The sequence below is a fragment of the Sphaerochaeta pleomorpha str. Grapes genome (assembly GCF_000236685.1).
Classification (GTDB): Bacteria; Spirochaetota; Spirochaetia; order Sphaerochaetales; family Sphaerochaetaceae; genus Sphaerochaeta; species Sphaerochaeta pleomorpha.
The window spans coordinates 501,853-527,056 of the sequence record NC_016633.1; the positions used below are offsets into that span (position 1 = coordinate 501,853).

At 46.5% G+C, this 25,204-nt stretch carries 20 protein-coding genes; 7 read left to right on the top strand and 13 right to left on the bottom strand.

The genetic code is table 11. From position 1 onward, the window contains the following. The 11 genes from SPIGRAPES_RS02285 to rsxC form a co-directional block, all read right to left on the bottom strand. Entirely contained in the window at window positions 1–960 is a 960-nt protein-coding gene (locus tag SPIGRAPES_RS02285; protein WP_014269165.1) for a hypothetical protein, read from the bottom strand. Then, a complete protein-coding gene (ftsY, locus tag SPIGRAPES_RS02290; RefSeq protein WP_014269166.1) occupies window positions 960–1,835 on the bottom strand; it encodes a signal recognition particle-docking protein FtsY in 876 nt (291 codons plus the stop codon). The genes SPIGRAPES_RS02285 and ftsY overlap by 1 nt, the downstream gene beginning before the upstream one ends. A 20-nt stretch (window positions 1,836–1,855) precedes the next feature. Then, window positions 1,856–3,142: a hypothetical protein gene (locus SPIGRAPES_RS02295; RefSeq protein ID WP_014269167.1), complete on the bottom strand. Its 1,287-nt coding sequence runs from the start codon at window positions 3,140–3,142 to the stop codon at window positions 1,856–1,858. A 2-nt stretch (window positions 3,143–3,144) separates the two neighbouring features. Continuing rightward, window positions 3,145–4,249, bottom strand: a protein-coding gene (gene prfB / locus SPIGRAPES_RS02300) for a peptide chain release factor 2 (protein ID WP_014269168.1) whose coding sequence is annotated in 2 segments (ribosomal slippage) — window positions 3,145–4,179 and window positions 4,181–4,249 — 1,104 coding nt in all. Because the reading frame shifts where the segments join, the coding sequence is not laid out codon by codon here. Between the two features lie 14 nt (window positions 4,250–4,263). Next, window positions 4,264–6,165: an alpha-amylase/4-alpha-glucanotransferase domain-containing protein gene (locus SPIGRAPES_RS02305; protein ID WP_014269169.1), complete on the bottom strand. Its 1,902-nt coding sequence runs from the start codon at window positions 6,163–6,165 to the stop codon at window positions 4,264–4,266. A 3-nt stretch (window positions 6,166–6,168) separates the two neighbouring features. Further along, window positions 6,169–6,966, bottom strand: a complete 798-nt coding sequence (locus SPIGRAPES_RS02310; RefSeq protein ID WP_014269170.1) for an RnfABCDGE type electron transport complex subunit B — start codon at window positions 6,964–6,966, stop codon at window positions 6,169–6,171. An 11-nt stretch (window positions 6,967–6,977) separates the two neighbouring features. Continuing rightward, window positions 6,978–7,571, bottom strand: coding sequence for an electron transport complex subunit RsxA (rsxA, locus tag SPIGRAPES_RS02315; protein WP_014269171.1), 594 nt, complete (start codon window positions 7,569–7,571; stop codon window positions 6,978–6,980). A gap of 1 nt (window position 7,572) precedes the next feature. Beyond that, window positions 7,573–8,205: an electron transport complex subunit RsxE gene (rsxE, locus tag SPIGRAPES_RS02320; protein WP_014269172.1), complete on the bottom strand. Its 633-nt coding sequence runs from the start codon at window positions 8,203–8,205 to the stop codon at window positions 7,573–7,575. Continuing rightward, entirely contained in the window at window positions 8,202–8,759 is a 558-nt protein-coding gene (locus tag SPIGRAPES_RS02325) for an RnfABCDGE type electron transport complex subunit G (protein WP_014269173.1), read from the bottom strand. The genes rsxE and SPIGRAPES_RS02325 overlap by 4 nt, the downstream gene beginning before the upstream one ends. Further along, window positions 8,756–9,850, bottom strand: a complete 1,095-nt coding sequence (locus SPIGRAPES_RS02330; protein ID WP_014269174.1) for an RnfABCDGE type electron transport complex subunit D — start codon at window positions 9,848–9,850, stop codon at window positions 8,756–8,758. The genes SPIGRAPES_RS02325 and SPIGRAPES_RS02330 overlap by 4 nt, the downstream gene beginning before the upstream one ends. Beyond that, window positions 9,847–11,157 (bottom strand): electron transport complex subunit RsxC, encoded by a 1,311-nt coding sequence (gene rsxC, locus SPIGRAPES_RS02335; RefSeq protein WP_014269175.1) that lies wholly within the window; start codon window positions 11,155–11,157, stop codon window positions 9,847–9,849. Before rsxC ends, SPIGRAPES_RS02330 begins: the two co-directional genes overlap by 4 nt. Before the next feature lie 85 nt (window positions 11,158–11,242). Between rsxC and SPIGRAPES_RS02340 the strand changes: the two genes are divergently transcribed. Then, on the top strand, window positions 11,243–12,115 hold the full coding sequence (locus tag SPIGRAPES_RS02340) for a peptide ABC transporter ATPase (RefSeq protein ID WP_014269176.1): 873 nt from the start codon (window positions 11,243–11,245) through the stop codon (window positions 12,113–12,115). On the opposite strand, the gene SPIGRAPES_RS02345 is transcribed toward SPIGRAPES_RS02340, so the two are convergent. After that, on the bottom strand, window positions 12,112–13,368 hold the full coding sequence (locus SPIGRAPES_RS02345) for a tRNA nucleotidyltransferase/poly(A) polymerase-related protein (protein ID WP_014269177.1): 1,257 nt from the start codon (window positions 13,366–13,368) through the stop codon (window positions 12,112–12,114). The genes SPIGRAPES_RS02340 and SPIGRAPES_RS02345 overlap by 4 nt on opposite strands. Window positions 13,369–13,479: 111 nt before the next feature. On the opposite strand from SPIGRAPES_RS02345, the gene hisS reads away from it, so the two are divergent. Then, window positions 13,480–14,814: a histidine--tRNA ligase gene (gene hisS / locus SPIGRAPES_RS02350; RefSeq protein WP_014269178.1), complete on the top strand. Its 1,335-nt coding sequence runs from the start codon at window positions 13,480–13,482 to the stop codon at window positions 14,812–14,814. An 11-nt stretch (window positions 14,815–14,825) separates the two neighbouring features. After that, window positions 14,826–17,327, top strand: a complete 2,502-nt coding sequence (locus SPIGRAPES_RS02355; protein ID WP_014269179.1) for a helicase-related protein — start codon at window positions 14,826–14,828, stop codon at window positions 17,325–17,327. A gap of 1 nt (window position 17,328) precedes the next feature. Here the strand turns inward: SPIGRAPES_RS02355 and SPIGRAPES_RS02360 are convergent, their stop codons facing one another. Further along, a complete protein-coding gene (locus SPIGRAPES_RS02360) occupies window positions 17,329–18,390 on the bottom strand; it encodes a 3-dehydroquinate synthase (protein WP_014269180.1) in 1,062 nt (353 codons plus the stop codon). 125 nt (window positions 18,391–18,515) lie between these two features. Here SPIGRAPES_RS02360 and SPIGRAPES_RS02365 point away from each other — a divergent pair, with 125 nt between their 5' ends. From SPIGRAPES_RS02365 to SPIGRAPES_RS17505, 4 genes are all read left to right on the top strand, one after another. Further along, a complete protein-coding gene (locus SPIGRAPES_RS02365; protein WP_014269181.1) occupies window positions 18,516–19,652 on the top strand; it encodes a cysteine desulfurase family protein in 1,137 nt (378 codons plus the stop codon). Continuing rightward, entirely contained in the window at window positions 19,649–20,848 is a 1,200-nt protein-coding gene (thiI, locus tag SPIGRAPES_RS02370) for a tRNA uracil 4-sulfurtransferase ThiI (protein ID WP_014269182.1), read from the top strand. The genes SPIGRAPES_RS02365 and thiI overlap by 4 nt, the downstream gene beginning before the upstream one ends. A gap of 92 nt (window positions 20,849–20,940) precedes the next feature. Next, the gene (locus SPIGRAPES_RS02375; protein WP_014269183.1) at window positions 20,941–23,865 is read left to right on the top strand and encodes an acyl-CoA dehydratase activase-related protein; all 2,925 of its coding nucleotides are present in this window, start codon (window positions 20,941–20,943) and stop codon (window positions 23,863–23,865) included. Further along, complete coding sequence (locus SPIGRAPES_RS17505; protein ID WP_014269184.1) at window positions 23,865–25,115, top strand: 2-hydroxyacyl-CoA dehydratase; 1,251 nt, start codon at window positions 23,865–23,867, stop codon at window positions 25,113–25,115. The genes SPIGRAPES_RS02375 and SPIGRAPES_RS17505 overlap by 1 nt, the downstream gene beginning before the upstream one ends. The last annotated feature ends 89 nt before the right edge of the window (window positions 25,116–25,204 follow it).

Consider the following 25,204-nt stretch of genomic DNA (forward strand, 5'->3'; position numbering starts at 1 on the left):
TCACCGGTATTTCAGGGACAGAACCCTCATCCCATCGGCGGCATAGGTTACATCGCAATAGGCTACACCCTTATCATAGAGTGTTTCCACTCTGGTCTTGTCAGCATTGAACGTTATCACTTTTTCAAGTATTTCATCTTTTGATACTTGCTGTGATACTTTTTTCCCGTTGAGATAATCGGTTACGTACAACCTACCCTCCGCGTCGATTTTTGTTTCCTTTGTAAGTTCCCTCTGCTCATTATACTGGTAATCGGACTGAAAGGAAGGCTTTTTTTCCTGTACCAGAAGACCTTCGTTATTATAAGTAACAACCACATCACCCTGTGACAAGGCAATTGCCCCATCGTTTTGTGCGGCTACCGACAAGGGGGAAAGTCTGTTTTCGCCTTTCCAGGTCTCTTTGACCGTAATCGTATTGGGATAGATGGTTATTTTTTCAAAAGATTCGCCTGAGCTATCGGCCACCCACTGGCTTTCTTTTTCCTGCCCGTAGAACCGATACGAAGCATTTCCTCGCAATATAGTCCTGCTACCACTCAGTTGGTGGGTAACACTATCATAGAAAAAGGATTGGAGAGATACCAATTCGCCATTTTCCAGATAGGTTGCAGTTTGTAGCTTCCCATCATCCCCATAAGCAAAAATGGTTTGGGAAACCCCATCAGATTCCTCTAGCAAGAGGGTATCGCGATACGTTTGTACAAGTTCAAACGGACTGTCTGCATAGGAGGTAGTCTTTATGATTTCCCTGCCTGACTGCTTTTGTGTTGTCTTCCAGACCAATACATCACCTTTAAAGAGCGAACGCGAGGTTCCTTCAAGGTGCAAGGCATAGGCAAGGGAAGGGTCATAGGGACCCTTGTCCTGCCCAATGCTGTTCGAGGCACGTAGCTCCACGGCGAACACCTCTGGGAAAGCCAGGCATAGGACCAACAACACCCAGATCAAGCGTTTCATCAGTCATTCAGCCCGACGAGCGTATCGAGAAATTCGTTTTCATCAAATGCGTGCATATCGGCATAGGATTCACCGGTACCGACATACGCAATCGGAATATCGAATTTTTCCCCGATTTGCACCAAAGCCCCGCCTTTTGCAAGGCTGTCATATTTTGTAAGGACCAAGGCATCAATTTTCACAGCCTGGTTGAAAAGGTCGGCCTGGCTGATACCATTTTGCCCGGTAGTACTGTCGATGACCAAAAACTTCTTGTAATGGTTTTCATCAATACCTTTTGCTTTGATAACCTTGTCGATCTTTGAAAGTTCCCTAAGCAGGTTTTCTTTGTTATGCATTCGCCCTGCAGTATCTACCAGGATGAGGTCCTCCCCCTTTGCCTTAGCCGAGGTGATCGCATCGAAAACGACAGAACCAGGATCACTGCCGTTACTCTGCATGACTATACGGCAACCGACCCTATCAGAATGTATTTCCAGCTGATCTATTGCAGCGGCCCGGAAGGTATCGGCGGCCGCAAGCAGTACCTTATGGCCCTGGCCCTTGTACATACTTGCCAATTTTGCTATCGAAGTGGTTTTCCCTACCCCATTTACCCCGAGAATCAGGAACACAGTGGGTCCATCTTGGGGAATCTCAGGCTTATAGGCGCGAACCTTGCCTGCCAGGATTTTTTTCACCAATAACTGAAGTTCCCTCTGGGTTTTTGGCTTCTCACTTTTTGACAGTTTTTTTATGTCATCAGAGATTTGCATAGCGAGTTTTGCCCCGAGATCACCCTCGATAAGCAGATCTTCCAATTCCTCATAAAAATTTTCATCAGAGGAATGAACAGAGAAAAAGGCCTTGAGCCTTGCACCGAATCCTTTCAACATACCAATCTCCCATTTTCCCGCTACCTGTTGCTTGTCCTTGCAAAAAAAGCATAGGAAGCGAGACTTTTAATCAAATTTACTGACGAAACAAGGGCAAATCCACTTGTTGCAACCAAAAGAGGCTGCCATAACTGGCTTTCTAAGCCTGTTGTATCAGAAAGCGTTGCGCAGGCAACATAGAAACCGAACAGGAAAATGGTGCTCTGCAAACTACCATAGAACGTTTTCTTTGCTTCCCCTAGCAGGTTTGTATCATCCATCCAGAGGGGTTTCAAGTCAAAGTCGATGGAATTCTGTACTTTCCTCGTTTGTATTGCTTTCAAAGCAAACCCATCCTTGGCTACCGCTACAACAAGGGGCAATGTATAATCCTGTATGACGATCCCTGTAGAAAAACCAAAGGGTTCACCATTTACAAACCAACTCGCATTGCCACTTCCTGAAAACAATGCGAGGTTACCATAGGTATCTGCAAGAAGCGACGCATCGACCTGAATCAAAGGACTTCCTCCTACATCTACAACCAAGGTTTTCCCGATATGGGCAAAAGCAGAAATTGTCAGTTCATACTCTCCTGAGGGGACGAACGCCTTAGAAGCGACGATGGTAAGCGGTTTGCCATTAGCCAGGACTTCCATCCCGACAGGAGGATTCTCAAAGGAAATAGCAAAGACATCACTGTGGCCTGTAGCCTGTAGCAAGGCAATTGCAAGATCCTCCTGAAACGGATACAAATTCTGGTTCAGGCAGAGTTTGTCAAAAATGGTATGTCTTTCTTTGGTGTCCAGTGAATAATACTCTACGATTACGCGGCTATAATCTGAAACTTTCCTCGAAGAGACAAAAAGCAATGCATCAAGACCATTGGAATGGCAATACCACTGCAAACCCAGTTCGCTTGAATCGAGTATGTCTTTCAATCCATCCTTAGATTCCAAGAGCTTATACATAATCGGAGACGGCCCAACTGGATCTTCAACGTCCTGGACAGCTAGGTTTTTTCTGGCATCTTTGACTTCAGCGGCATTTTCCTTTGCATACGCCTGGTGAATGGCTGTTTCTATTTCCTTAGCTGTTTTTGCCTGAGATCTTGCAAAAAGATAGGAAGCAGTAGATTCAGCAGATGTCGTACAATACGTCATACCTGTCTCAAGGACAAAGTCATTCGCCTCAATGCCTGTAGATTCAAGCGGGAAGATACCGATTGTGAAATCCGTGGAAAGCGAAGGGCCTGCATACAGCACTTGGCACAAAACGAAAGATGTTACCGTAAGCAACAGAAACAGTTTTCGAAAAGTGCCAGGCATACCTACTCCTCCTTCTGGTCCCATCGGAGGAAACTTTCTATAAAGGAACCGATATCGCCATCCATTACTGCCTGGATATTACCAACAGTTTCTCCGGTTCGATGATCCTTAACCATAGTATACGGTTGAAAGACATACGACCTGATCTGGCTTCCCCAGGTAATCTCTTTCTTGGCAATAGCGGTTTTCTGGTGTTCTGCTTCCTGTTTTTCCCGGTAGTACTCAAACAACCGACTCCTAAGCATTTTGAAGGCGACATCCTTGTTCATGAATTGGCTTCGTTCATTCTGGCACTGCACAACGATTCCCGATTCGAAATGGGTAATACGTACCGCACTGTCCGTCTTGTTGACATGCTGGCCGCCAGCGCCTCCGGCACGATAGGTATCCAGCCGGTAATCTTCAGGTTTTAGATCAATTTCGATCGTATCGTCGATTACAGGGGAGGCATAGACACTCGTAAACGAAGTATGCCTACGTTTCTGTGCATCGAAAGGACTGATCCTGACAAGCCGGTGAACACCTGCCTCGCCTTTCAGGTAACCAAAGCTGTATTGGCCGCTAACTCGAATAGTTACGCTCTTGATACCGCCCTCATCTTCCTGCAAATCCAGAATTTCACTCTTGAAACCGTTCCGCTCACAGTAACGAAGGTACATGCGCATCAACATATTCGCCCAGTCGCTGGCTTCTGTTCCACCGGCGCCGGCATGGATCGATAGAAAACAATCGTTTTTATCAAACTTTCCATTGAGCAAAGTCTTGAGTTTCAGAGTATTGTATTCATCGATAATGGCAGAAATCTGCACGTCAATCTCAGCTTCTTCTTCCGGGTTTTCGGGTTCCGAGGCATACAGATCAAACAGTTCTACCATGTCATCCATCTTTTCGATGAGTTCTTTCCAAGGGATGTAGGAATCTTTCAGGCCATTGAGTTCTGCATACAGCTCTTCGGCACCCTTCTTGTCTTCCCAGAAACCTGGCAACAGGGTTTTTTCCTCAAGATCTGCAATCTTCTTTTGCATTGAATCCGGGTCAAAGCCGCCTCCAGACGGTATAGGCTTCTTCTTTTACAGTTTCAAACTTCGCTTTATTTTGAAAATACATACAAACTCCTAAAATTATTTTCGTTCCAGACGGAGCCCTATAGTGACTTTCTGTTGCAACCCCGGTGAAAGATTCAACGTCCAGAGCGGTAGCAACAAAGTATGCTGGTACAGGTTCTCAGGACCCAATGTGGTCATATATTCAATAGTATAGTCTTCTTTGAGCAAGGTAAAGCGATTATCGGCAACAAGGGTTATAGAGGTACTGTTCGGCTCATCAAACAACCTAACAGACTTCACGTCGTCAAGAATCACCTCCGAATCCTCATAGGGACTCGATTTCTTGCTCTCAAGCAGCTGGACGGGAACCGTCTGACTCTTGGTGCCAAGGGAAAGGGGAATCTCACAACCATATAGACACCTGACTTCTTCCTCGCCAGTATTGGTTATCGTAATATCCACAAGAACAGTATTCTGCCTGAATTTAAAATGCTTTTCCAAAGTAAGCTGGCTCTCAAGGAAAGCATGTTCATAACAGGTTGCCGTTGCAAGGAATTCCGTATTCCTCCGGTCAAGGACCGAAAGAGTGTATACGGTACTTCCCATATCGAGGCAATGGAGGGAATCTGTTTTTGCATATTCATCCAATGGAAGCGTAGGATCGATAAAAACATCATTGAAAATACGCTGTTTTTTACCAGGGGAGAGAGGATGCAAAGCCTTTGAGACTCCGAACCCAGAAAGAGGGGAAAAAGTATCGCCATAATTGAACAGCGAAGGCAGATAGGTCAATTCACTCAACGCCCCACCCTTTGCATCAACTACTGCACTCAGATTTTTCCCGATGGTAAAATGTTCTAGGTTACCGTCATGGTCATAGTCTACATCCATAGGATAGGAATAGTCTTTCTGGGAGGATAAAACAGATTCAGCCTCACTGATATAACGCCAAACAAGCTTTCTCACCGAAGAACGCAACATAGAACCGGTCGCATCACAAACATACGGGGATCCCGAAGCAATTTTCAGCAAGAGGGCATCGATGCGTTTTCGAATATCCTTGTCTTTCTTATAACTACGCGAAATCTCCCAAAGGGAGGTATAGCGCCCATACAGATAGGCAAGAGACTCGTCTTTTACAAAGATCTCATTGAAACAGGAAAGATCAGACACCAGGCTATCATACCCATACCATCCGCTCTGCAGATAACCAGTCTCTACAGGCAAATTTGGATCGGCAAGCTCATCGATAGCTACCGTACCATGGTTGAAAAACAAGGAAAACAAGGCAAGTGTCTCATCTTCGGTGATATCACCCTGACAGAGTTGATCAATGTTGAGCATTGCCAGGCAGTAGTCACTGGTTTTATCTTCAAGACGTATTTTTATCTGTTCAAGCAGGTATCCGAAACTTATCTGACGTTGGCCGAATTCCTGCACCAGACGCCCGATCAAATCATCAGTTGGGATAATCTGAACGGTTTTCCCAAGTTCCTGCATCTGATAAGGAATTGTTTTGCCAACGGTGTCGTGTATGGCATCATGACTGGAAATCAGAATTTTATCGATACAACACAAAGTCAGGGTATTGATATAAATCGGATTGAAGAATTCCCCGTAACACCAAAGGGTACGAGGCCTTTGCCCATACCTTTTTCGAATCCAGGTGGTATCCAGTTCAATCTGATTAGAACGGTCCTTAGGTGAAAGGAGAGAAAGGACACTCTGATGGTAACTACCGGAAATAAGCTCAACCCTGCCCTTCCGGGCAAGGTCGGCAATAAGCATATTCACTTCTGGATGGTTACATTCCAACCATTCCATGATAGAACCGCTGAGATACAATTGCAGCACAGAATCCGAGGAATTATACAGATAGGTTAACAGTGGCTTGAAAACACAAACCAATGCCCGATCGTAAACAGGCGTTGGAGAACCCGAAGAAATTTGACTGTAAGCCCCTATCATTAATTTCATTCGTTACCGCTTGATAATACATTTGCTAGGGCATGCTTCGGCTGCTTCTGCAATCTGGCTATGAGGAACATTCTGATCAAACTTTGAAAGGAAGTTCTCTACTTTACAACCGGATTCCGGGAATTTGTTTTCACAAATCTTGCAACCGATACAGCCAACAGTGCATTGTTTGCGTACTTTTCCGCCTGGTTCGTGACTGTTACAGTCAACTACATATTCACTGTCTACACGCATCATCTGGATAACACCGTTCGGGCAGATCTTCGTACATTTTTCACAACCTATGCACAGATCTTCGTCAACGATGATAAACCCGTCCTTGTCTTTCGAGATAGCTCCGACCGGACAGACAGCAATACAGCTTCCGAGATGAAGGCAACCGCTTTTACAAGTATTGTCTCCTCCAAAAAGTAAAGCAGCTGCATTACAATCAGCAAGACCTTTGTAATCGTAATCCTTATTGGTAAATTCACAGTTACCACCGCACATCACATGGGCAACCATCTTCGCAGAATCAGTTGTATCGATGATTTGTCCCATAATCTCAGCCATTTTTGCAACAAGTGCTGCCCCTCCGGGGTTACAGAGACCAATCTGGGCTGTACCGTTTCCAACGGCATCCGCATAGGCATTACATCCTGCATAGCCACAACCACCACAGTTCGCACCGGGCATGATTTTCTCAAGCTCAACGATACGCTCATCTTTTTTAACGGCAAGTTTCTTCTCGGCAAAAGAGAGACCATAGCCAAAAATTCCACCCAAGGCGGCAATAACCAATACTGCAAATAAAATATTCATGGCTTTTCTCCTTATACCAGATGCAAATTCGTAATCAAGGACTTGTCAAATGCCATGAATGCAAGAGCCATCAAGCCTGCGGAAATAAAAGCGATTGGCATACCACGGAAAGACTTACGTACAGGTTGAACATCAAGCCGTTCCCGGATGTTACTCATGAGCACGATAGCAAGGGTAAACCCAAGTCCGGCAGCGAGCCCACCGGTAAAGGATTCCATGATATTGTACCCATTGGTGATATTAATCAAGGCAATGCCAAGTACGGCACAGTTGGTCGTTATCAAGGGAAGGTAAATTCCAAGGGCCTTGTACAGCGGGGGACTGATTTTCTGGATGATCATCTCAAGCAACTGGACTAAAGCCGCAATTACCAGGATGAAAGAAAGTGTCTCGAGATATTCCAAGGACAACGGAACCAGAAGGAAATTGTAGATACACCAGGTAACAACGGAGGCAACCGTAGTTACAAATGTTACGGAAGCACCCATTCCAATGGCATTCTCACTGCTCTTGGATACCCCGATAAAAGGGCAAAGACCCAAGAACTGCACCAAGATGAAGTTGTTAATAAATATAAATGTTAGCAGAATTGCCAAATATGACATGTTACTTCCCCTTCTTTCGTGATGTATTCCAATCGAAGAATGCCTTCAGATACCCCATGAGCAAGAGTGCTCCCGGAGCAAGGGTCATAACCCTTATAGGATTCTCATGGAACCAAGGAACATTGATTACACCAAGGAAATCCCCGACAGGGAAAAGGGTAATCGTCCCGGATCCCATCAACTCACGGATCAAGGCAATCAAGGTTATTCCCAAACCAAACCCAAGGCCCATACCTAAAGCATCGAGGGCACTGTCAAGCATGGTATTCTTACTTGCAAAGGCCTCTGCACGACCCAAGATAATACAGTTGACTACTATCAACGGAAGATAAACCCCCAACGCCTGATACACGGCAGGGACATAGGCATGCATAACCATTTCCGTAACAGAAACCAAAGCCGCGATAACAACAATATAGGCAGGGATATGAATACTATTGGGAATGACATTGCGTAGTGCCGATATGATGATATTGCTAAACAGCAATACAAACATTACCCCTGCAGTCATCCCAAGTGCATTTGAAACCTGCGTAGAGACACCCAGAACAGGACACAGTCCCAAAACAACCACAAATACGGGGTTTTCAGCAAAGAAGCCCTTGGTAAATTCCTTCAGATGACTTCCTTTCATTTTGTACCTCCCAGGCTTTTCACGTACTCACTGCCGCCAAACAGGGCCTTGCCTACTGCAGCAAACGTTACGGACGCACCACTGACAGCGGCAGCCTCATCGGCAGAAAGCATGGATTTATTGGTCGGGACAGGTTTAGTTGCACCGGTTCCCTTGAATTTATCCATATATCCCTCGGCCTCGCTCTTCTTGCCCAGTCCAGGGGTTTCACTATTGGTAAGCATCTTAGCAAACAAGGTCTCGCCCTCAACAGTGTAAGAGGCTACCAAGGTGAGCTGCCCGCCATAACCAGAACCTTTCAGCCCTACGATATAGCCTTTTATCTCGCCGCTGTCTTTCAAGGTAAGATAATAGGACACAAAGGAGTTATCACTGACAGCCTGCTGTTCGCCGATTTCCCAACCATTGCTGACTTCGTTGAGAGCCTTCATCTTGTTTTCCAGCTCTTGTTTCTCGATAACCGGCCTGGTAATTGCATTGGTATATCCCAAGGCAAATGCGCAGACACCACATATCACAAGAAGGATCAAAGCATACTTTAGATTTTTCTTCATACTTTTTCCTCCTTCATTTGTTTCCGGTATTCCTTGGTGTCACCGAATTTACGGGGAACAACAAACCTATCGATAGTCGGGGTAACGATATTCATCAGAAGGATGGAGACAGAAACCGCCTCTGGCATCGAACCGAAATATCTGAAGAGAAAGGTAAAGAAGCCACAGCCAAGGCCAAAGATAATCTGGCCTTTCCTGGTTATGGGTGAAGTAACGTAATCGGTAGCCATGAAAATGGCACCGAGCATCAAACCACCGGTAAACACGGAAGAGAGGACATCGCCCTTGAACAAACCGAGATCAGCACGTAAGCCACCGAAAATCCAGCTGAGGAGCGCAACCGAGACAATATAGGTTGTACTTGTCTGCCAGGAAATCACTTTCTTCACCAAAAGATAGATTCCACCAACTAAAAGCAACAAGGCACTTACCTCACCGATGCACCCTCCGACGTTTCCGACAAAAGAGTCAATGGTATACGGGGAAAGCCCCAGGGTTTTGGACAGGTTTACTGCAAAATCGGAAGCAGGATACCCACCGGAGGAGAGTAACTGGTCAGTTGACATCCCGAGAGACCCTGAAACTATAGCTGTCTTCGTAAATGAAAGAGGGGTGGCTGAACTCAGTGCATCAGGCACAAGCTTTGCAAGGGCCCTCGGCATCGAATAGCGGCTCATCGGAGTCGTGAACGAGAAGAACACGAACACTCGTCCGGCCAATGCAGGGTTTACCCAGTTGGCACCGAGCCCACCAAAAGTCCATTTTGCAACTACAATTGCAAAGAAACTAGCTATACAAGGGATGAACAAGGGAATGCTAGGGCTCATATTCAAACCCACAAGCAGTCCAGTCAAGAAGGCGGAGCCATCCCAGAGCGTATCCTCGTGGCTGAAAAGCCCAAGCAAGAATTCAAATAAGACTGCCGTACCGATTGAGACGGCAAGAACCAAAAGCGACCTCAAACCAAACGCATAGACTCCCCACACTGAAGCAGGTAGCAATGCAAGCGATACGGTCCACATGATAGACGCAGTATCGGCTTTCGCATGAATATGCGGGGACGCCGAAACCGACAACGAGGGTTTCATCATTTCTTCTTTCTCCCCAATTTTTTACCATTCTTCATTCCGTGGACAAGAGGAATATGTGCAGGGCACACAAACGAGCAACACCCGCATTCCTTACAATCCATAAGACTGTTTTTCATTGCATCATCATACATTCCATGGCTGATGTAACGATACAGACGTGCAGGCATCAACCCTATCGGGCAGGCAGCCACACAACGGCCACAGTTTAGGCAGGCCGTAGACCGATACTCTTTGACTTTCGGAAGAGCTAAAAGTCCGCTCGACCCCTTGGCCATGGGAGTATCCTGACTGAAGAAGGAGAAACCCATCATCGGGCCGCCACTTACCAGCTTGTCCGGATCACTGGAGAAACCCCCGCAAAAGGCAAGCAGATCGCTCATTTTCGTACCAATCGGGGCAAGAAGGTTTTTCGGATTGGCAATACACTCCCCGGTAACACTGATTACCCGTTCATACAATGGCTTATGCAGTACAACTGCCTCATAGATTGCATTACAGGTGCCTACGTTGCAGACAACCGCACCTACATCCAAAGGAAGTTTACCCGAGGGAATCTCACGATTGATGGTAGCCTTCAATAATTGCTTTTCATCGCCCTGGGGATATTTCATTTTCAAGCCAACGACTTCAACAGGAAATCCCTTTTCCTTGGCTATATCCTGCAAGTGGGCGATACAATCACTTTTATTGAGTTCAATACCGACGATAACGCGTTTAGCCCCTGCAATCTTTGCAGCAATCATGGCTCCTTCTAGGGCAAATTCGCCCTTTTCAAGCATCAAACGGTAATCGGCAGTAAGATAAGGTTCACATTCAACCCCGTTTACGACCAAAGCCTCAACGGATTTTCCCTTGGGAATCGAGAGCTTCACATGGGTCGGGAATGTTGCACCCCCCATGCCGACAACGCCAAGGTCCTTGACCAAAGCAAGCAACTCAGCGCTTTCTTTATCCTGCCAAGAATATATCTGGCTTGGGTCCTCAGGCTGTTCCTGATCAGGTACGATGACAAAGGCATCGCAACATATGCTATTTGCAAGGGTTGCTTTTCTTATATCTTTGATAATCCCGGATACAGGAGAATGCACATCAGCGCTGATGAATCCGGAAGCCTCTCCGATTTTTTCCCCTTTCCGTACGAGATCCCCTTTCGACTTCAAAGCTTTCGCCGGTGCACCCAGGTGCTGAGATAGCGAGACGACCAACTCCGAAGGCATGGGGAGTCGTTCAATCCGCTGGGAACGGCTGAATACCTTTTTGTCATCAGGATGCACACCACCCTTACTGAACGTAGGTACTTTCTGCATGGAAAACGCTCCTTATTGCTGTAGTTAAAATCCTATTATACATTTTTTACAAAATGCGGTTCTATTGTACAAGAAAATACGTATAATGAAAACCATGAATCGAATTTTTAAATATGCTTTTTGGAAATTAAAAGGTATAAAAGTATATGCTTTGGTAGGAAAGAGCGGAACAGGTAAAAGCTTCCGATCAAAGTTAGTCGCAGAGAAATATTCCATTGATTTGATCATAGACGACGGTCTATTGATCAGGGGAGACCGCATCCTTGGAGGAAAGTCAGCGAAACATGAAGACAATGTCCTTTCGGCTGTAAGGACTGCTGTATTTGATGATTCTGAACACCAAAAAGAAGTAAGAGATGCCCTGCAGAGGGAAAAATACCACAAGATCCTGATAATCGGAACCAGTGAGAAAATGGTGTATAAGATTGCACAGCGTCTCAATCTGCCCCAACCGGAAAAACTGTTCAGGATAGAGGACATCGCAACCAAGGAAGAAATCGAAACTGCCATGAGGATTCGCTATACAGAAGGAAAACACGTCATTCCGGTTCCTTCCATCGAGATAACAAGGAACTATCCACAGATAGTATATGATACCATGAGGGTTTTTTTCAAAAACAAGCGCCCATCACCATTCCGCAAAAGGAAAATCAGTTTTGAGAAAACCATCGTCCGCCCTGAATTCAGCAAGTATGGAAAAGCAACAGTAAGCGAGGCCGCCTTGACCCAGATGGTCGCACACTGCCTTGACGAATTCGATAGTCAGCTCAAGGTAAAGAAAGTCACGGTACAGATGAAACCGGAAGGCTATGCCTTAACAGTCAGGCTGAGAGTTCCCATGCAACACCAGATAACCACAACGCTCGGGGAATTGCAGGAATACATTGCAGACAGCCTGGAAAAATATGGAAGCATATTCGTAGCAAGCGTCAATATTGAAATCGAGGAATGGGCCTAAAGATCATGTGCCTCTGCACTAGATGAAGCCGGGACGGTACTAGCAGGAGCAACTTCCTGTTTCATTGCCGAAGGGTTTCTCCTTTTGTGGGGCCTTCGCTTTTTGTTTGCCGTAGAGACTTCTGTATTCTCCTCGGTCTTGCGCTGCCTGCTAGGAGTACGCCGCTGGGGTGGCTTGTTTGTCGGCCGCTGTCCCCTGACACAGTTTCTCGGGGTACGGTAGCCTCGGTCTATCAAAAGATGTTCGGAAGCGAGCTCCACCTCATAGTTAGAAGGTGTCATGGGGCTGATAAGAACTTTAATCTGCCTGAAAGTCTCCTTGAATCGTTCCTCGCTGGTCATCTGATCATTGGTAAAGAAAATCAGGGGGGAAACCAAGGCTTTGATCATATCGGCAAGATTTACTTCCTCGCCCTTCCCGTTCTTTGCCTGCGTTACTTTCTCGTCAAGGTCTTTGAGACTTTGCTGGACCTGGGGAAATTTGCTATATACTGAAAAACAAGGAAGCATAAAAACCAGCAACTTATATTTCTGCAAATCGTTGAATATTTCCCTGCTATGGCCAGAGCCGAGAATCTTGTTCACCTCTTCGGTCAATCGACTCGTGGAGGTGCGGGAAAGCTCGTTGGCATATTTGCGGATTGCCATCCTGACGTTGAAGCGCAAAGAAAACCCGGTCGAGACCGAATACTTTATTGCCCTGATCATTCGTACGGGATCTTCCTTGAAAGAATCATCCAAGGGGATGATCGAACTGATTTTTTTCTTCTTGAAATCTTCCATCGCATTGTTAAAATCCAACAACTGCGCTGTAGAAGGGTCGAAATAAAAGGAATTTATAGAAAAGTCACGCCTTTTGGCATCCTGGTCGATGGAACCGAATACATTGTTATTCCCGTCCATGGCCTCTTCACCACTGCGGAAGGTAGAAACCTCCAGGATTTTTTCCTTGAAAACCAGATGCACAAGTTTGAAACGTTTGCCGATAATGCGGGCGTTCCAGAAAAGCCGTTGGATCTGACGTGGTGATGCACTGGTGGCAATATCGAAATCCTTAGGTACATTGCCAAGCATCAGGTCGCGCACAGCGCCACCGACTATATAGGCTTCCGCCCCGGATTGTTGGAGTTTCCTAATGGCCCAGACTGCGTCCCTATCAAGCATCGCAGGGTTAATCCTATGCTCGTTCTGGGTATAAATATTCGCAACGGGCACCGTCTTGCCATTCTCATCTTGTTTGTATCGTATCAGCATAATGCTCTCAATATGTAGTGTGGAAAAGAATCGCATATTGCAGTGCACAAGCGATTCGTTATACACTCTTTGTACACCATATAATGCAAAAACACAACAGGAGTTTAGACAATGATTGACGAAACAAAGGCAAGGAACATCATTGAGCCCAAAGTTCTCAAAGGGTTTCGCGATACCCTCCCTGCCATGGAGATACAGAAAAAAGCTATCATCAGCAAACTGGAAACCCATTTTTCCAGCTATGGCTTCGTCCCCATCGATACCCCTGTCCTGGAATATACCGAGGTTTTGCTTGGCAAAGGCGGTGGTGAAACCGACAAGCAGATTTTCCATTTCAAAGATAACGGGGAACGGGAGGTTGCCTTGCGTTTCGACCTCACTGTCCCCTTTGCAAGGTTTCTGGCTATGCACCAGAATGAACTCGCATTTCCTTTCAAACGATTCCACATTGACAAGGTCTGGCGTGGGGAAAACCCTCAGAAAGGGCGATTCAGGGAATTCACCCAGTGTGATTTCGACATTGTAGGGGCTGACAATGCTGCAGCCGACTATGAAATCCTTTCTATGATGGACAGCTCATTTTCTTTGATGGGGGTCAGTGATTATACCTTCTACATTGCCCACAGAGGCCTCTTTAATGCCTTTCTGGAACACCTCGAAGTGCAGGATAAAAGTGTAGATATCCTTCGTACAGTAGACAAATTACGCAAAATCGGCAATGATGCAGTAAAAGGCTTGCTTGTCGATATAACCGGTAGCGAAGACAAGGCCTTGAAAATCCTGCAGTTCATTACCAAAGAAGATGAGAGCGAATCCTTCCTTTCCACCCTTCACAGGCTTTCAGATTTGAGCGGGCATGAAATTGAACACACGCAAAGGATGGAAAAGATTTACGAATATCTCACTGCAGCAAACATCGAAAAGCACTTTGTCTACGACCCTTCCATTACAAGGGGACTGGACTACTATACCGGAATTGTATACGAAACTTTCCTTACCGATCTCCCCAATTTCGGATCAGTATGCAGTGGCGGCCGCTACAACGACTTGGCTTCCCTGTATACCAAAGAAAAACTTCCCGGCGTCGGATCATCAATCGGTCTCGACCGCCTTTTGGCAGCCTTGGAAGAACTCAACAGCCCGATCCTCAAAAGCGGGAGTTCTGCAGACGTCATTGTATTCTGTCTCGATGACCAATTGAGAAGCTGGTATGACAGTCTCGCCAGGACGCTTCGCAAGGCGGGACTTCGCTGTGATGTCTACATGCTGGATAAAAAAATAGGAATCCAGTTTAAATATGCCGAAACGAACCATATTCCGTTCGGCCTCACCTGTGGTAGCGAGGAGTTTGCATCAAACACCGTTACCCTCAAGAATCTACTGACAAGGGAAACGCACAAGATGATACCAATCGAAGATGCAGTTACCCTTATCCAAAGGAACTAAGTTTGCACGATATGAAACAGTTGCCGGTCTATCAACACCGGCAAGAAATTCTCGACGCCCTGAAAGCCAACCAGGTAATCATCGTCGAAAGCCCTACGGGAAGCGGGAAAACCACCCAGCTGCCCATTATTCTTCAAGAAGCCGGATATGCCGACTCCCTCTGTGTAGGAATTACGCAACCGAGACGAATCGCAACACTCTCGGTTTGTGATTTTATCAAAAAACAAGTAAACGATACCGATGGCTACGTCGGGTACAAAATGCGTTTCGAGGACACAACGGTCCCCGCCACTCGAATCAAGGTAATGACCGACGGTATCCTGCTCATGGAACTGAAAGCAGACCCCTTGCTCAAGAACTATGGGGTCATCCTTGTTGACGAAGCCCATGAACGTTCCTTGAATATCGACTTCATCCTTGGCCTTTTACAGGATGTCATGAGAAAACGGGACGACTTCAAGGTCATCATATCAAGTGCCACTATCAATACGAAAGTGTTTTCAGAATTCTTTGGCAATGCCCCGATCATCAGCATCGACGCCCAGATTTATCCGGTAAAGGTAATCTATCAGCCGTTGGAGATGGAGAAACTCGACTACCAGGTTGAAGCAATCGTCAAGATTGTCATGGGGCAAGCCCAGAAAAACGGTGGGGATATACTGGTGTTCATGAGTGGGGAGTTCGATATCACGACCTGCGTAAACGCCTTGTATATGGCAGATACCAACAAGTTGCTTGAAATCTACCCGCTTTTTGGCCGTCTGAGCAAAGAAGAGCAAGAATCGGTATTCAATGACACCACAAAGGGAAAAACCAAAGTTGTCGTAGCTACCAATATTGCCGAGACCTCGGTTACCATCGATGGTATCACCACGGTCATCGACTGCGGTGTTGCAAAAATCAACTTCTACAACCAGAAAGATTTCACTACCTCTTTGGTCCCTCTTCCGATCAGCCGTTCTAGTTGCGAGCAAAGAAAAGGTCGTGCCGGACGAACCGCCCCTGGGGTTTGCTATCGCCTCTATTCAGAGGAAGACTTCAAAAACAGGTATTCCTATGGTACCGAGGAGATTCTCAGGACCGACCTTTCCGAGGTTGTGCTCAGGATGAGTGACCTCAGTATTTATGATTATGAGCATTTCCCCTTTATCACCAGACCCAAAAGCAGTGCAGTGGCATCTGCTGAGGAAACCCTGAAGTTCATTGGCGCTATCGGTGAAGACCGACACCTCACCCAGGTGGGACAATTGATGTGCAAATTCCCCTTGGCCCCAAGGCATTCAAGGGTTATCGTCGAAGCATTGGTCCATTACCCGGATGTCCTTGAGGAAGTACTGGTTGCCGTTTCGTTCCTGTCGACAAAAAACCCTTTCCTTCTCCCCCCCGGCGAAGAAGAGCAGTCGAGGGCGGCCCACAAACGTTTCAACAACTCACAATATGGGGATTTCGTGGCCTATCTGAATATTTTCAAACAATATACGGATAATCTCAGCAATGAATCCAAACAGAGATTCTGTAAACGCTCCTACCTCGATTTCCAAGGTATGCAGGAAATACTGCATGTTGATGAACAGCTTGGTGAGATCTGCGGGGAAATTGGCTTTCCCTTGACCCATGGTGGCAATGTCCGGGATTATCTCAGTTGCATCGCAAGCGGTCTCTTACAATACATTTGTGTCAAGAACCGCGGCAATATGTACAAGAGCCTTACCGCCGACCAGGTATTCATCCATCCCGGCAGTGCGTATTTCAGGACCCCTCCCCAGTTTATTATTGCAGGAGAAATTGTCCAGACCAGCAGGATGTACGCCAGGGCCGTCAGCCCGCTTGAAAAAGCCTGGCTCGATGATATCTCCCCAAATCTGTACAAGAAACTCATGGGATTTGCCCAGGCAGAACCTCAAAAACTCTCGAAGAAAGAAGAGCGGGAAGAAAGAATCAAAGTCCAGAAGGAGCAGGAAAGCAAGGCAACTGTCTCTGTTTACAGGAAGACGTACCCTACGGTATTGCTCAATCACAGAAAAGATAAACAGATGGCAATCATCCCCCTTGAGGACCTACCCTATCTTGCCCAGGCAAACGAGAAGGCACCGAAACGGCCGAAAAACTTCCTGTCTACCTTGTTGTTCAGGGGCCTATATATCCACTATGCAGACAAATTCTTCTCAATACTCGAGTTGAATGGGAAAATCGACACTACCAAGGGAATCCTGGATAACCCACCCAGCGGTATTTTTACCGTGAATGATGGCAAACTCCTGTTGGACAACCTGGGCTGGATCCTAGCTTTGTGCAAGAGCAAGAAAGAGCGCAAGAGACTTGGTTTTGTCATGCTCGACCAGAGCGGGGATGGAAATTACCGTTTTGCCTACAACAATGATTGTTTCGATGCTTTGGATACTTCCCTATACTCCCTGTTACAGCTAGCTGAGGCTTTTGAGGCTGTAGGAAACGTACAGCTTGCAAAAGAAGTTGGCAAACTGTACGGGAAGTTATTGAAATTGGTGGAATAAATCAGAAGATCGGTTTTGCAATAACCAGATGCTGAACGAGAGCCATATCTATCGGACGGAGAACGGCCTTGCCCTGGCTTTCCATCAGGACGAACAGGACTTGGCCCTTCTCTTTCTTTTTGTCCTTTGACAACCGTTCCCTGAACTCTATCCAATCCCCGCGGCCAATGCGGTAATCGATATCATACCCATAGGATTTGAAGAGCTTGGTCGCCCCGATTGCGTAGGCTTTGTCGGTAATGCCCATGTTGACACCTGCTTCCAGGGCCCTACAGGTGCCCCAGGCAACACAGGCCCCATGGCCAAACGTAAAATGACCCGAGGATTCCAAAGCATGGCCAAAGGTATGCCCAAGGTTCAGAACCTGTCTAATGCCCTTGGTCTCGGTAGGATCTTGTTCGATATACCACTGTTTTACTGCAAGCGAGAGGGTAACCAAAGTCTGCAGGGTTTCAATATCGCGTGAGAGGATTTCGTTTTTCTTGACCAAGAGAAACTTGTACAATTGCTCGTCCTGGCTGAGAAGGGCATGCTTGATCACTTCAGCCAGTCCATTGAGGTATTCTTTTTCCGGAAGCGTACGAAGCGTATCCATACTGATCAGTACTTCTTCTGCAGGATAGAAGGATCCGACCATGTTCTTCAGACCCTTGAAATCGATGGCAGTCTTACCTCCCACCGAGGCATCTACCATACAGAGCAGCGTAGTGGGTACCAGAGTCAATTTACAACCGCGCATGAATACAGAAGCAGCAAAGGCTGCCATGTCACAGACCACGCCCCCTCCGAAGCCGATTATCCGGCAATCCCTTGCCAGGCCTTCATCGACTGCGTTGGAGAGAATCCTTTCCAAAGAGGAAAAGTTCTTGGAACTTTCCCCGCTTTCGAGAACTACATTAACCGGTGGCAACTGTTTGAAAAGCGTTGCCGTGTTGGCATCAAAAACCCAAAGGACCGAACGCCCGTAACTGCCCAGGTGAGCCGAAAGGTCTTTCAGATTATCGGCAATTAAAATCTCAGTCTGTTTGCCATTGGCAAGAGTTGTTGTTGATAACGATTTCATAGCTAACCTTATACCGTTTGTACGGGGGAAAAACAAGAAGCCATAGCGTTTTTGGCAATGTTATTTGCCACACTGTTTCCCTATTTCCCTTGAAACAAAGGGATAATTTCAGCACAATACAACACATGACCAAAATGATGTATTTCGACAATGCAGCTACCACGCCCATGAGCCTGGAAGCGTTACAGACATATGAAAAGACTGCACAGGATTTCATTGGCAATCCCTCAGCCCTTCATAGGGAAGGCTTGAAAGCCCAAGCTTTATTGCAGGAAAACAGGGAGACGATTGCAGCTCTTCTTGGGGTGAATGCCTCAAATCTTGTTTTTACCAGCGGTGCTACCGAATCCAACTCAATCGTCCTGAACAACCTAATCTGGACCCAGAAACCCGGCCAGGTGATTCTTACCAATATCGAACATCCCTCGATCACAGAGTTTGCCCGTCTCCTTCGCCAGATCGGCTGGAATGTCACCTTTCTCAATGCCCCCAAGGGCTTTGTAAGACCAGAGGATTTAAAAGCAGCCTTGACTGACCTGACAAGGCTTGTGTGTTGCATGCTGGTGAACAATGTCGTTGGCTCCATCCAGAATATCGCAGAATTGGTAGCTGTCGTTAGGGAATTCCAGGCTCACAAGGGAAGAAAAATCCATTTTCATACCGATGCAGTGCAAGCCTTGGGAAAAATCCCTTTTTCCCTTACGGGACTCGGGGTCGACAGTGCTTCCTTCAGTGCCCACAAGTTCAACGGACCAAGAGGGATCGGCATCCTCTACAATACCAATTCTGGGTTGCAAAGCCTCAGCCGGGGCGGTGAACAGGAAAACGGGCTACGACCTGGAACAGAAAACCTGCCTGCGATCGCAGCAATGACAAAAGCATTACAAATTGCATATGGCTCAATGGAAGAACATCTTCGCAAAGCTAGGGAAATAAATGCAATGCTCCGTACCGAGCTTTCTGAATTTTCCTTTCTATCGGCACAACAGGGATGCAGCCCCTATATCCTGAATCTTTCGGTAAACCCCTTGCCCAGCGAGGTTTTTGCACGGATACTATACGATAAAGGCTTCTGTATTTCCTCAGGTTCTGCTTGCTCCAATAATGCAAGGCAAAAAGGGGAAAGCGTGTTATCTTCCATGCTTATCCGACCGGACGATGCACGTAGCAGTATCCGCCTGTCCTTTGGGTTCGATACCGAGATTCAGGATGCAAGGGAACTTGCAGAGGCCATCAAAAAAACCTATAGGGAGCATGTATGAAAAACTCTACACTTTATTTAGTCAGGCTTGGGGAAATTTCCCTCAAAGGCCTTAACCGTGATTATTTCGAAAAACGCCTGAAACAGAACATCAAGAACAAGCTCAAGCCCTATAGAACCCAGGTTTCTAAGCAGAAGGGTCGGCTCTATTTCGAAATCCATAATGATTGCCCCGAAGAAGTAACCAGACAGGCTTTCAAAACCACTTTTGGCGTAGTAGGTTTCTCAAAATGTGTCAGTTGCGAGAAAGATATCGAAACCATAAAGGAAGTTGCCGCAACCCTGATCAAGAGAGAACCCTTTGCTTCAGGTACCGGGTCCTTTAAGTCCATCTCTACTCGTGCAGACAAACAGTTCCCGCTTACCAGTTACCAGATCGACTGTGAACTCGGCGGCGTTGTCCTTGACACCTATCCTTCCATGCATGTCGATGTAAAGAACCCGGATAAAATCATCCATTGCGAGATCAGGGATAAAGCCTATCTGTACACCTCCCCCGAGGAAGGCCCGGGAGGACTACCGGTTACCACTGCAGGGAAAGGGATGCTTTTGCTCAGCGGTGGAATTGACAGCCCTGTAGCCGCTTACAAGATGTCCCAAAGGGGACTCAAGATGGAATGCATCTACTTCCACGCCTACCCCTACACCAGCGAACTAGCCCTGGAGAAAGTAAAGAAGCTTGCTTCCCTGATTGCACCCTATATGCAGGGAACACGATTGCATGTAGTTCCGTTTACCGAACCGCAGCTCTGGATCAGGGACCACAGTCCCGAGGATGAACACACCCTTATGTTCAGGGCCTGCATGATGAAAGTTGCAAACAGGATCTCGATCAAGCAGGAAGGCAACTGCATTGTCACAGGAGAAGCTCTCAGCCAGGTAGCCAGCCAGACGTTGGAAAGTATGTCTTTTACCGACAGTATGAGCGACCAGCTGGTTCTCAGGCCCCTCGTCGGTATGGATAAACAGGAAATCATGAACTTGGCAAAAAAAATCGAAACCTATGAGACTTCAATCCTACCGTATGAGGATTGCTGTGTAATATTCAGTCCAAAACATCCTTTGGTTCGGCCGAACAAAGAAACCGTTACGCAACATTACCTGGAGATGGGGATAGAATCTTTGCTTGAGGATGCTATCGAAAAGACAGAAACCTTTGATTTCGACAATCATGGAGCTCCGCTGGTCCACAAATAGCCTCTTTTGGATTATAATGGAATCTTTTTCCCTTGCTACTGCTATTCTAAACATAGCTTATTTATTATTGTTTTTACACCGGAGGCTTTTCTGTGAAAATCGGATTAGATGTGGGCTCCACAACCATGAAATGCATTGTTTTGGATGACACCGGAACGATATTGTTTAAAAAATACCAAAGGCATTATTCTCGAATTCCTGAAACTGGCGTTGAATTGTTACAACAGGCAAAGCCTTCTCTTGAAGGGGAAAAGACAACCATAAGCATTTCAGGTTCTGCAGGAATGGGACTGGCCCAAAACCTAGCTCTTCCTTTCGTCCAGGAAGTGTATGCCACCAGGATTGCCGTTCTCAAGTATCTTCCCCATAGTGATGTTGTCATTGAACTGGGTGGCGAGGATGCAAAAATCCTTTTCCTTGGTACCAATATGGAAGTCAGGATGAATGGGACTTGTGCGGGGGGAACCGGTTCGTTTATCGACCAGATGGCTACCTTGCTCAATGTTTCCCAAGATGACATTGATCGTTTGGCTAAAGAGGCTACACAAAGTTATACCATTGCTTCCCGTTGTGGGGTTTTTGCCAAAAGCGATATCCAGCCTTTATTGAACCAAGGGGCTGACAAGGCTGACATTTCCCTTTCCATCTTGCAGTCGGTTGTCAATCAGACGATAGCAGGATTAGCCCAAGGCCGCCCGATAAAGGGAAATATCGTATACCTTGGGGGACCTTTGTCTTTCCTTTCCCAGCTGCGCAGGTGTTTTGATAAAACCCTTGCCCTGGAAGGAACCCTCCCTGAGAATTCACTCTTCTATGTCGCCATCGGCACCGCCTTGGTAAACAACGATTCCTTCTTTGCAATCGATGAGCTGATCGACAAATTGAAAACCTATGATATCAAGGAATCCTATACGAGTATCCCTGCCCTTTTCGAGAACGAGGCGCACTACCACCAATTCAAGGAACGCCATGCGAAAGCAAAGCTCCCCACAGTTGACCCTGCGTCTTATACAGGAGAAGCCTTCATCGGCATCGATGCAGGTTCCACTACGGTTAAAGCCTGTGTAATCACGGATAAGGGAGAATTGCTATACAGCAGGTACCAGAACAATAACGGGAATCCTGTACAGGCAGTCAAGGAATTTCTGGAGACGTTCATGGCTACCTACCCTTCGATCAAACTTGTGAAAGGATGTTCGACTGGGTACGGGGAACAGCTCATCAGCAATGCCTTCAACCTGGAATATTCTATTGTCGAGACCATGGCACATTTTATCAGTGCGAGGTCTTTTTATCCTGAGGTCGATTTCATTATCGATATCGGGGGGCAGGATATTAAATGCTTCAAGATCGAGGATGGGGTCATCGATGATATTTTCCTCAATGAAGCCTGTTCCTCAGGTTGCGGGTCTTTTTTGCAAACTTTCTCCAACGCCCTTGGCTATACTCCTGAAAACGCTGCTAACCTTGCAGTCTCTGCAAAAAGACCCGTTGATCTAGGTAGCCGTTGCACCGTTTTCATGAATAGTTCGGTTAAACAGGCCCAGAAAGATGGGGCTTCGGTTGCAGACATTTTCGCAGGCCTTGCCATCAGTGTGGTGAAAAATGCCCTCTATAAGGTAATCCGATCGACCGACCCTACCATGCTGGGAAGGCATATTGTCGTACAGGGGGGAACCTTCCTCAACGATGCAGTGCTTCGCGCTTTTGAGATGGAACTGGGTGTTGAGGTAATCAGGGCCAACGAGGCTGGGCTGATGGGAGCCTATGGGTGTGCGCTCTATGCAAAGCATATGCATGCCACAACTCCGATAGAAACCTCAATTCTCAATCTGAGAGCTCTTTCCGATTTTACCCACACTACCAAAACCATCTACTGCAAGGGTTGCACAAACCACTGCCAGCTCACCATCAATAAATTTGACAACGACAGGAAATTGGTCAGTGGAAACAAATGCGACCGTATCGTGAAACCAGAAGCTTTTTTCAGTGACCCGAGCCAGTATGACATATATGCATTCAAGCAACAGTATCTCTCACGTTTCAAACCGGAAAAAAACAGGAGGGGGCAAATCGGGATTCCGTTGCAATTGAATTTTCTTGAGCAGCTCCCTTTCTGGCATACGTTCTTTTCCCATCTTGGTTTTGAAGTAGTGGTGTCACCGTTCTCCAATCGTGATACCTACCTTGCAGGACAGGCAACCATTTCCAGCGATACGATCTGTTACCCGGCCAAACTGATGCATGGACATATCCAATACTTGCTTGATCACGGGGTGCAGACAATTTTTTACCCCTGTAGCAGCTATAACATCGATGAAGGGAAAGGGGACAACCATTTCAATTGCCCGGTAGTTGCCTATTACCCTGAGGTATTGAAGCATAACATCCCTGCCCTTGCCGACAATAGCATAACGTTCATTTCCGATTACCTGTCACTCGCAGACCGTACATTTCTGCCGAAACGACTCTTTGAAATCCTGAATGCCCATTTTGATATCCCCCGACGCGATATTCGCATCGCCTGCGACAGAGCTTTCCAGGCCTATGAGACATACCTGACAGCTATACGCAAGCAAGGCGAGATCATAATCGAACATGCAAGGCTACGGAAAATGCCCATTATGGTCTTGGCCGGACGCCCCTATCATATTGATAGCGAAGTAAACCATGGTATTGACCAGTTGCTTCTCCAGTGTGGGTGTGCCGTTATCAGTGAGGACTGCGTAGCCTTCAAGGAAAAGAAAGAAAGGCGAAAAGTGCTCAACCAATGGACATACCATGCCCGCATGTATGATGCCGCACGGTACGTCCTTACCCAAAGCGACATGGAAATTATTCAATTGGTCAGTTTTGGCTGTGGCCTCGATGCCGTTACCACTGACGAAATGCGAGACATCATGAGCTCTGGCAACAAAATCTATACACAGATCAAAATTGATGAGATTACGAATCTTGGAGCTGTAAAAATCAGAATCAGAAGTCTTTTGGCAGCTTTGGAGGAGGCAAACCAATAATGGCAATCCCGTTCACTAAAGAAATGAAAAAAGACTATACAATTTTGCTTCCAAACATGTCGCCTGTTCACTTTGAGCTGGTCAAGGAAGTGTTTGTAAATCACGGGTATAAAGCAATCCTTTTGGAAAACCAAGGGCCCAATGTCATTCGGGAAGGACTGAAATATGTCCATAACGATATATGCTACCCTGCACAGCTGGTTATCGGGCAAATGATCGATGCCTTGAAAAACGGTGCCTACGACCTACAGAAGACTGCTTTGGTAATTACCCAGACAGGTGGTGGCTGCAGGGCAAGCAATTACCTGTTTCTTCTGCGCAAGGCCTTGGAAAAATGTGGGATGGAGCAGATACCGGTAATCAGCCTGAACCTCAAGGGAATGGAAAAAAACCCGGGGTTCAAGCTTTCCATGTCAATGTTACTCCAGGCCTACAGCGGATTTATCTATGGCGATATGCTTATGGCACTTTCCAATCAGGTTCGTCCGTATGAAGTACACAAAGGCGATGCCGATGCACTGGTAAAAAAATGGAATGTATTTCTCAGTGATAAGTTTGCAAACAACAGCGGATATATCGGATGGGCGATGAAAAAAAACCTTAACAGGATAGCCGCCGATTTTGCAAAGATAGAAGTCAAGAGAGTCTCGAAAATCAAAGTCGGGATAGTTGGCGAAATCTATATGAAATATTCTCCACTCGGAAATAATAATCTCCAACAGTTTTTGGAAGAACAGGGTTGTGAGGTGATGGTTCCTTCGATGATGGGTTTCCTCTATTATGGGGTCGACAATGCGGTTATGGATCGAAAGTACTACGGAAGAAGATATTTCTCTGCAAAAATGACCCAATTTGCGCTTAAGCAACTGTTTAAAGTAGAGAAAATGTCGATTGAGGCTATCAAAAAACAGAAATGTTTTACGGTACCGACCACCTATCTGAAAACCAAGGAACTGGATGAGGGAGTGCTCGACTACGGTGTCAAAATGGGGGAAGGCTGGCTGCTTACTGCGGAAATGCTAGAACTTGTCCATAGTGGATACAAGAATATTGTCTGCACCCAGCCGTTTGGATGTCTGCCAAACCACATCTGCGCAAAAGGGATGATCCGTGCGGTAACCGAGAGGGCTCCCGATGCGAATATCGTTCCGATCGATTACGACCCTTCTGCAACCCACGTCAACCAGGAAAACCGTATCAAGCTGATGCTTTCGATTGCCAAGGAAAAACTGGAAGATAATTCGCACTAAATGGCAATTCGTTTCGGTCAAGAAACAGATGTACAGGAAAACTATAACTCGACCCCCAAACATTGCCTGGGGGTCGATATTTTTACTTT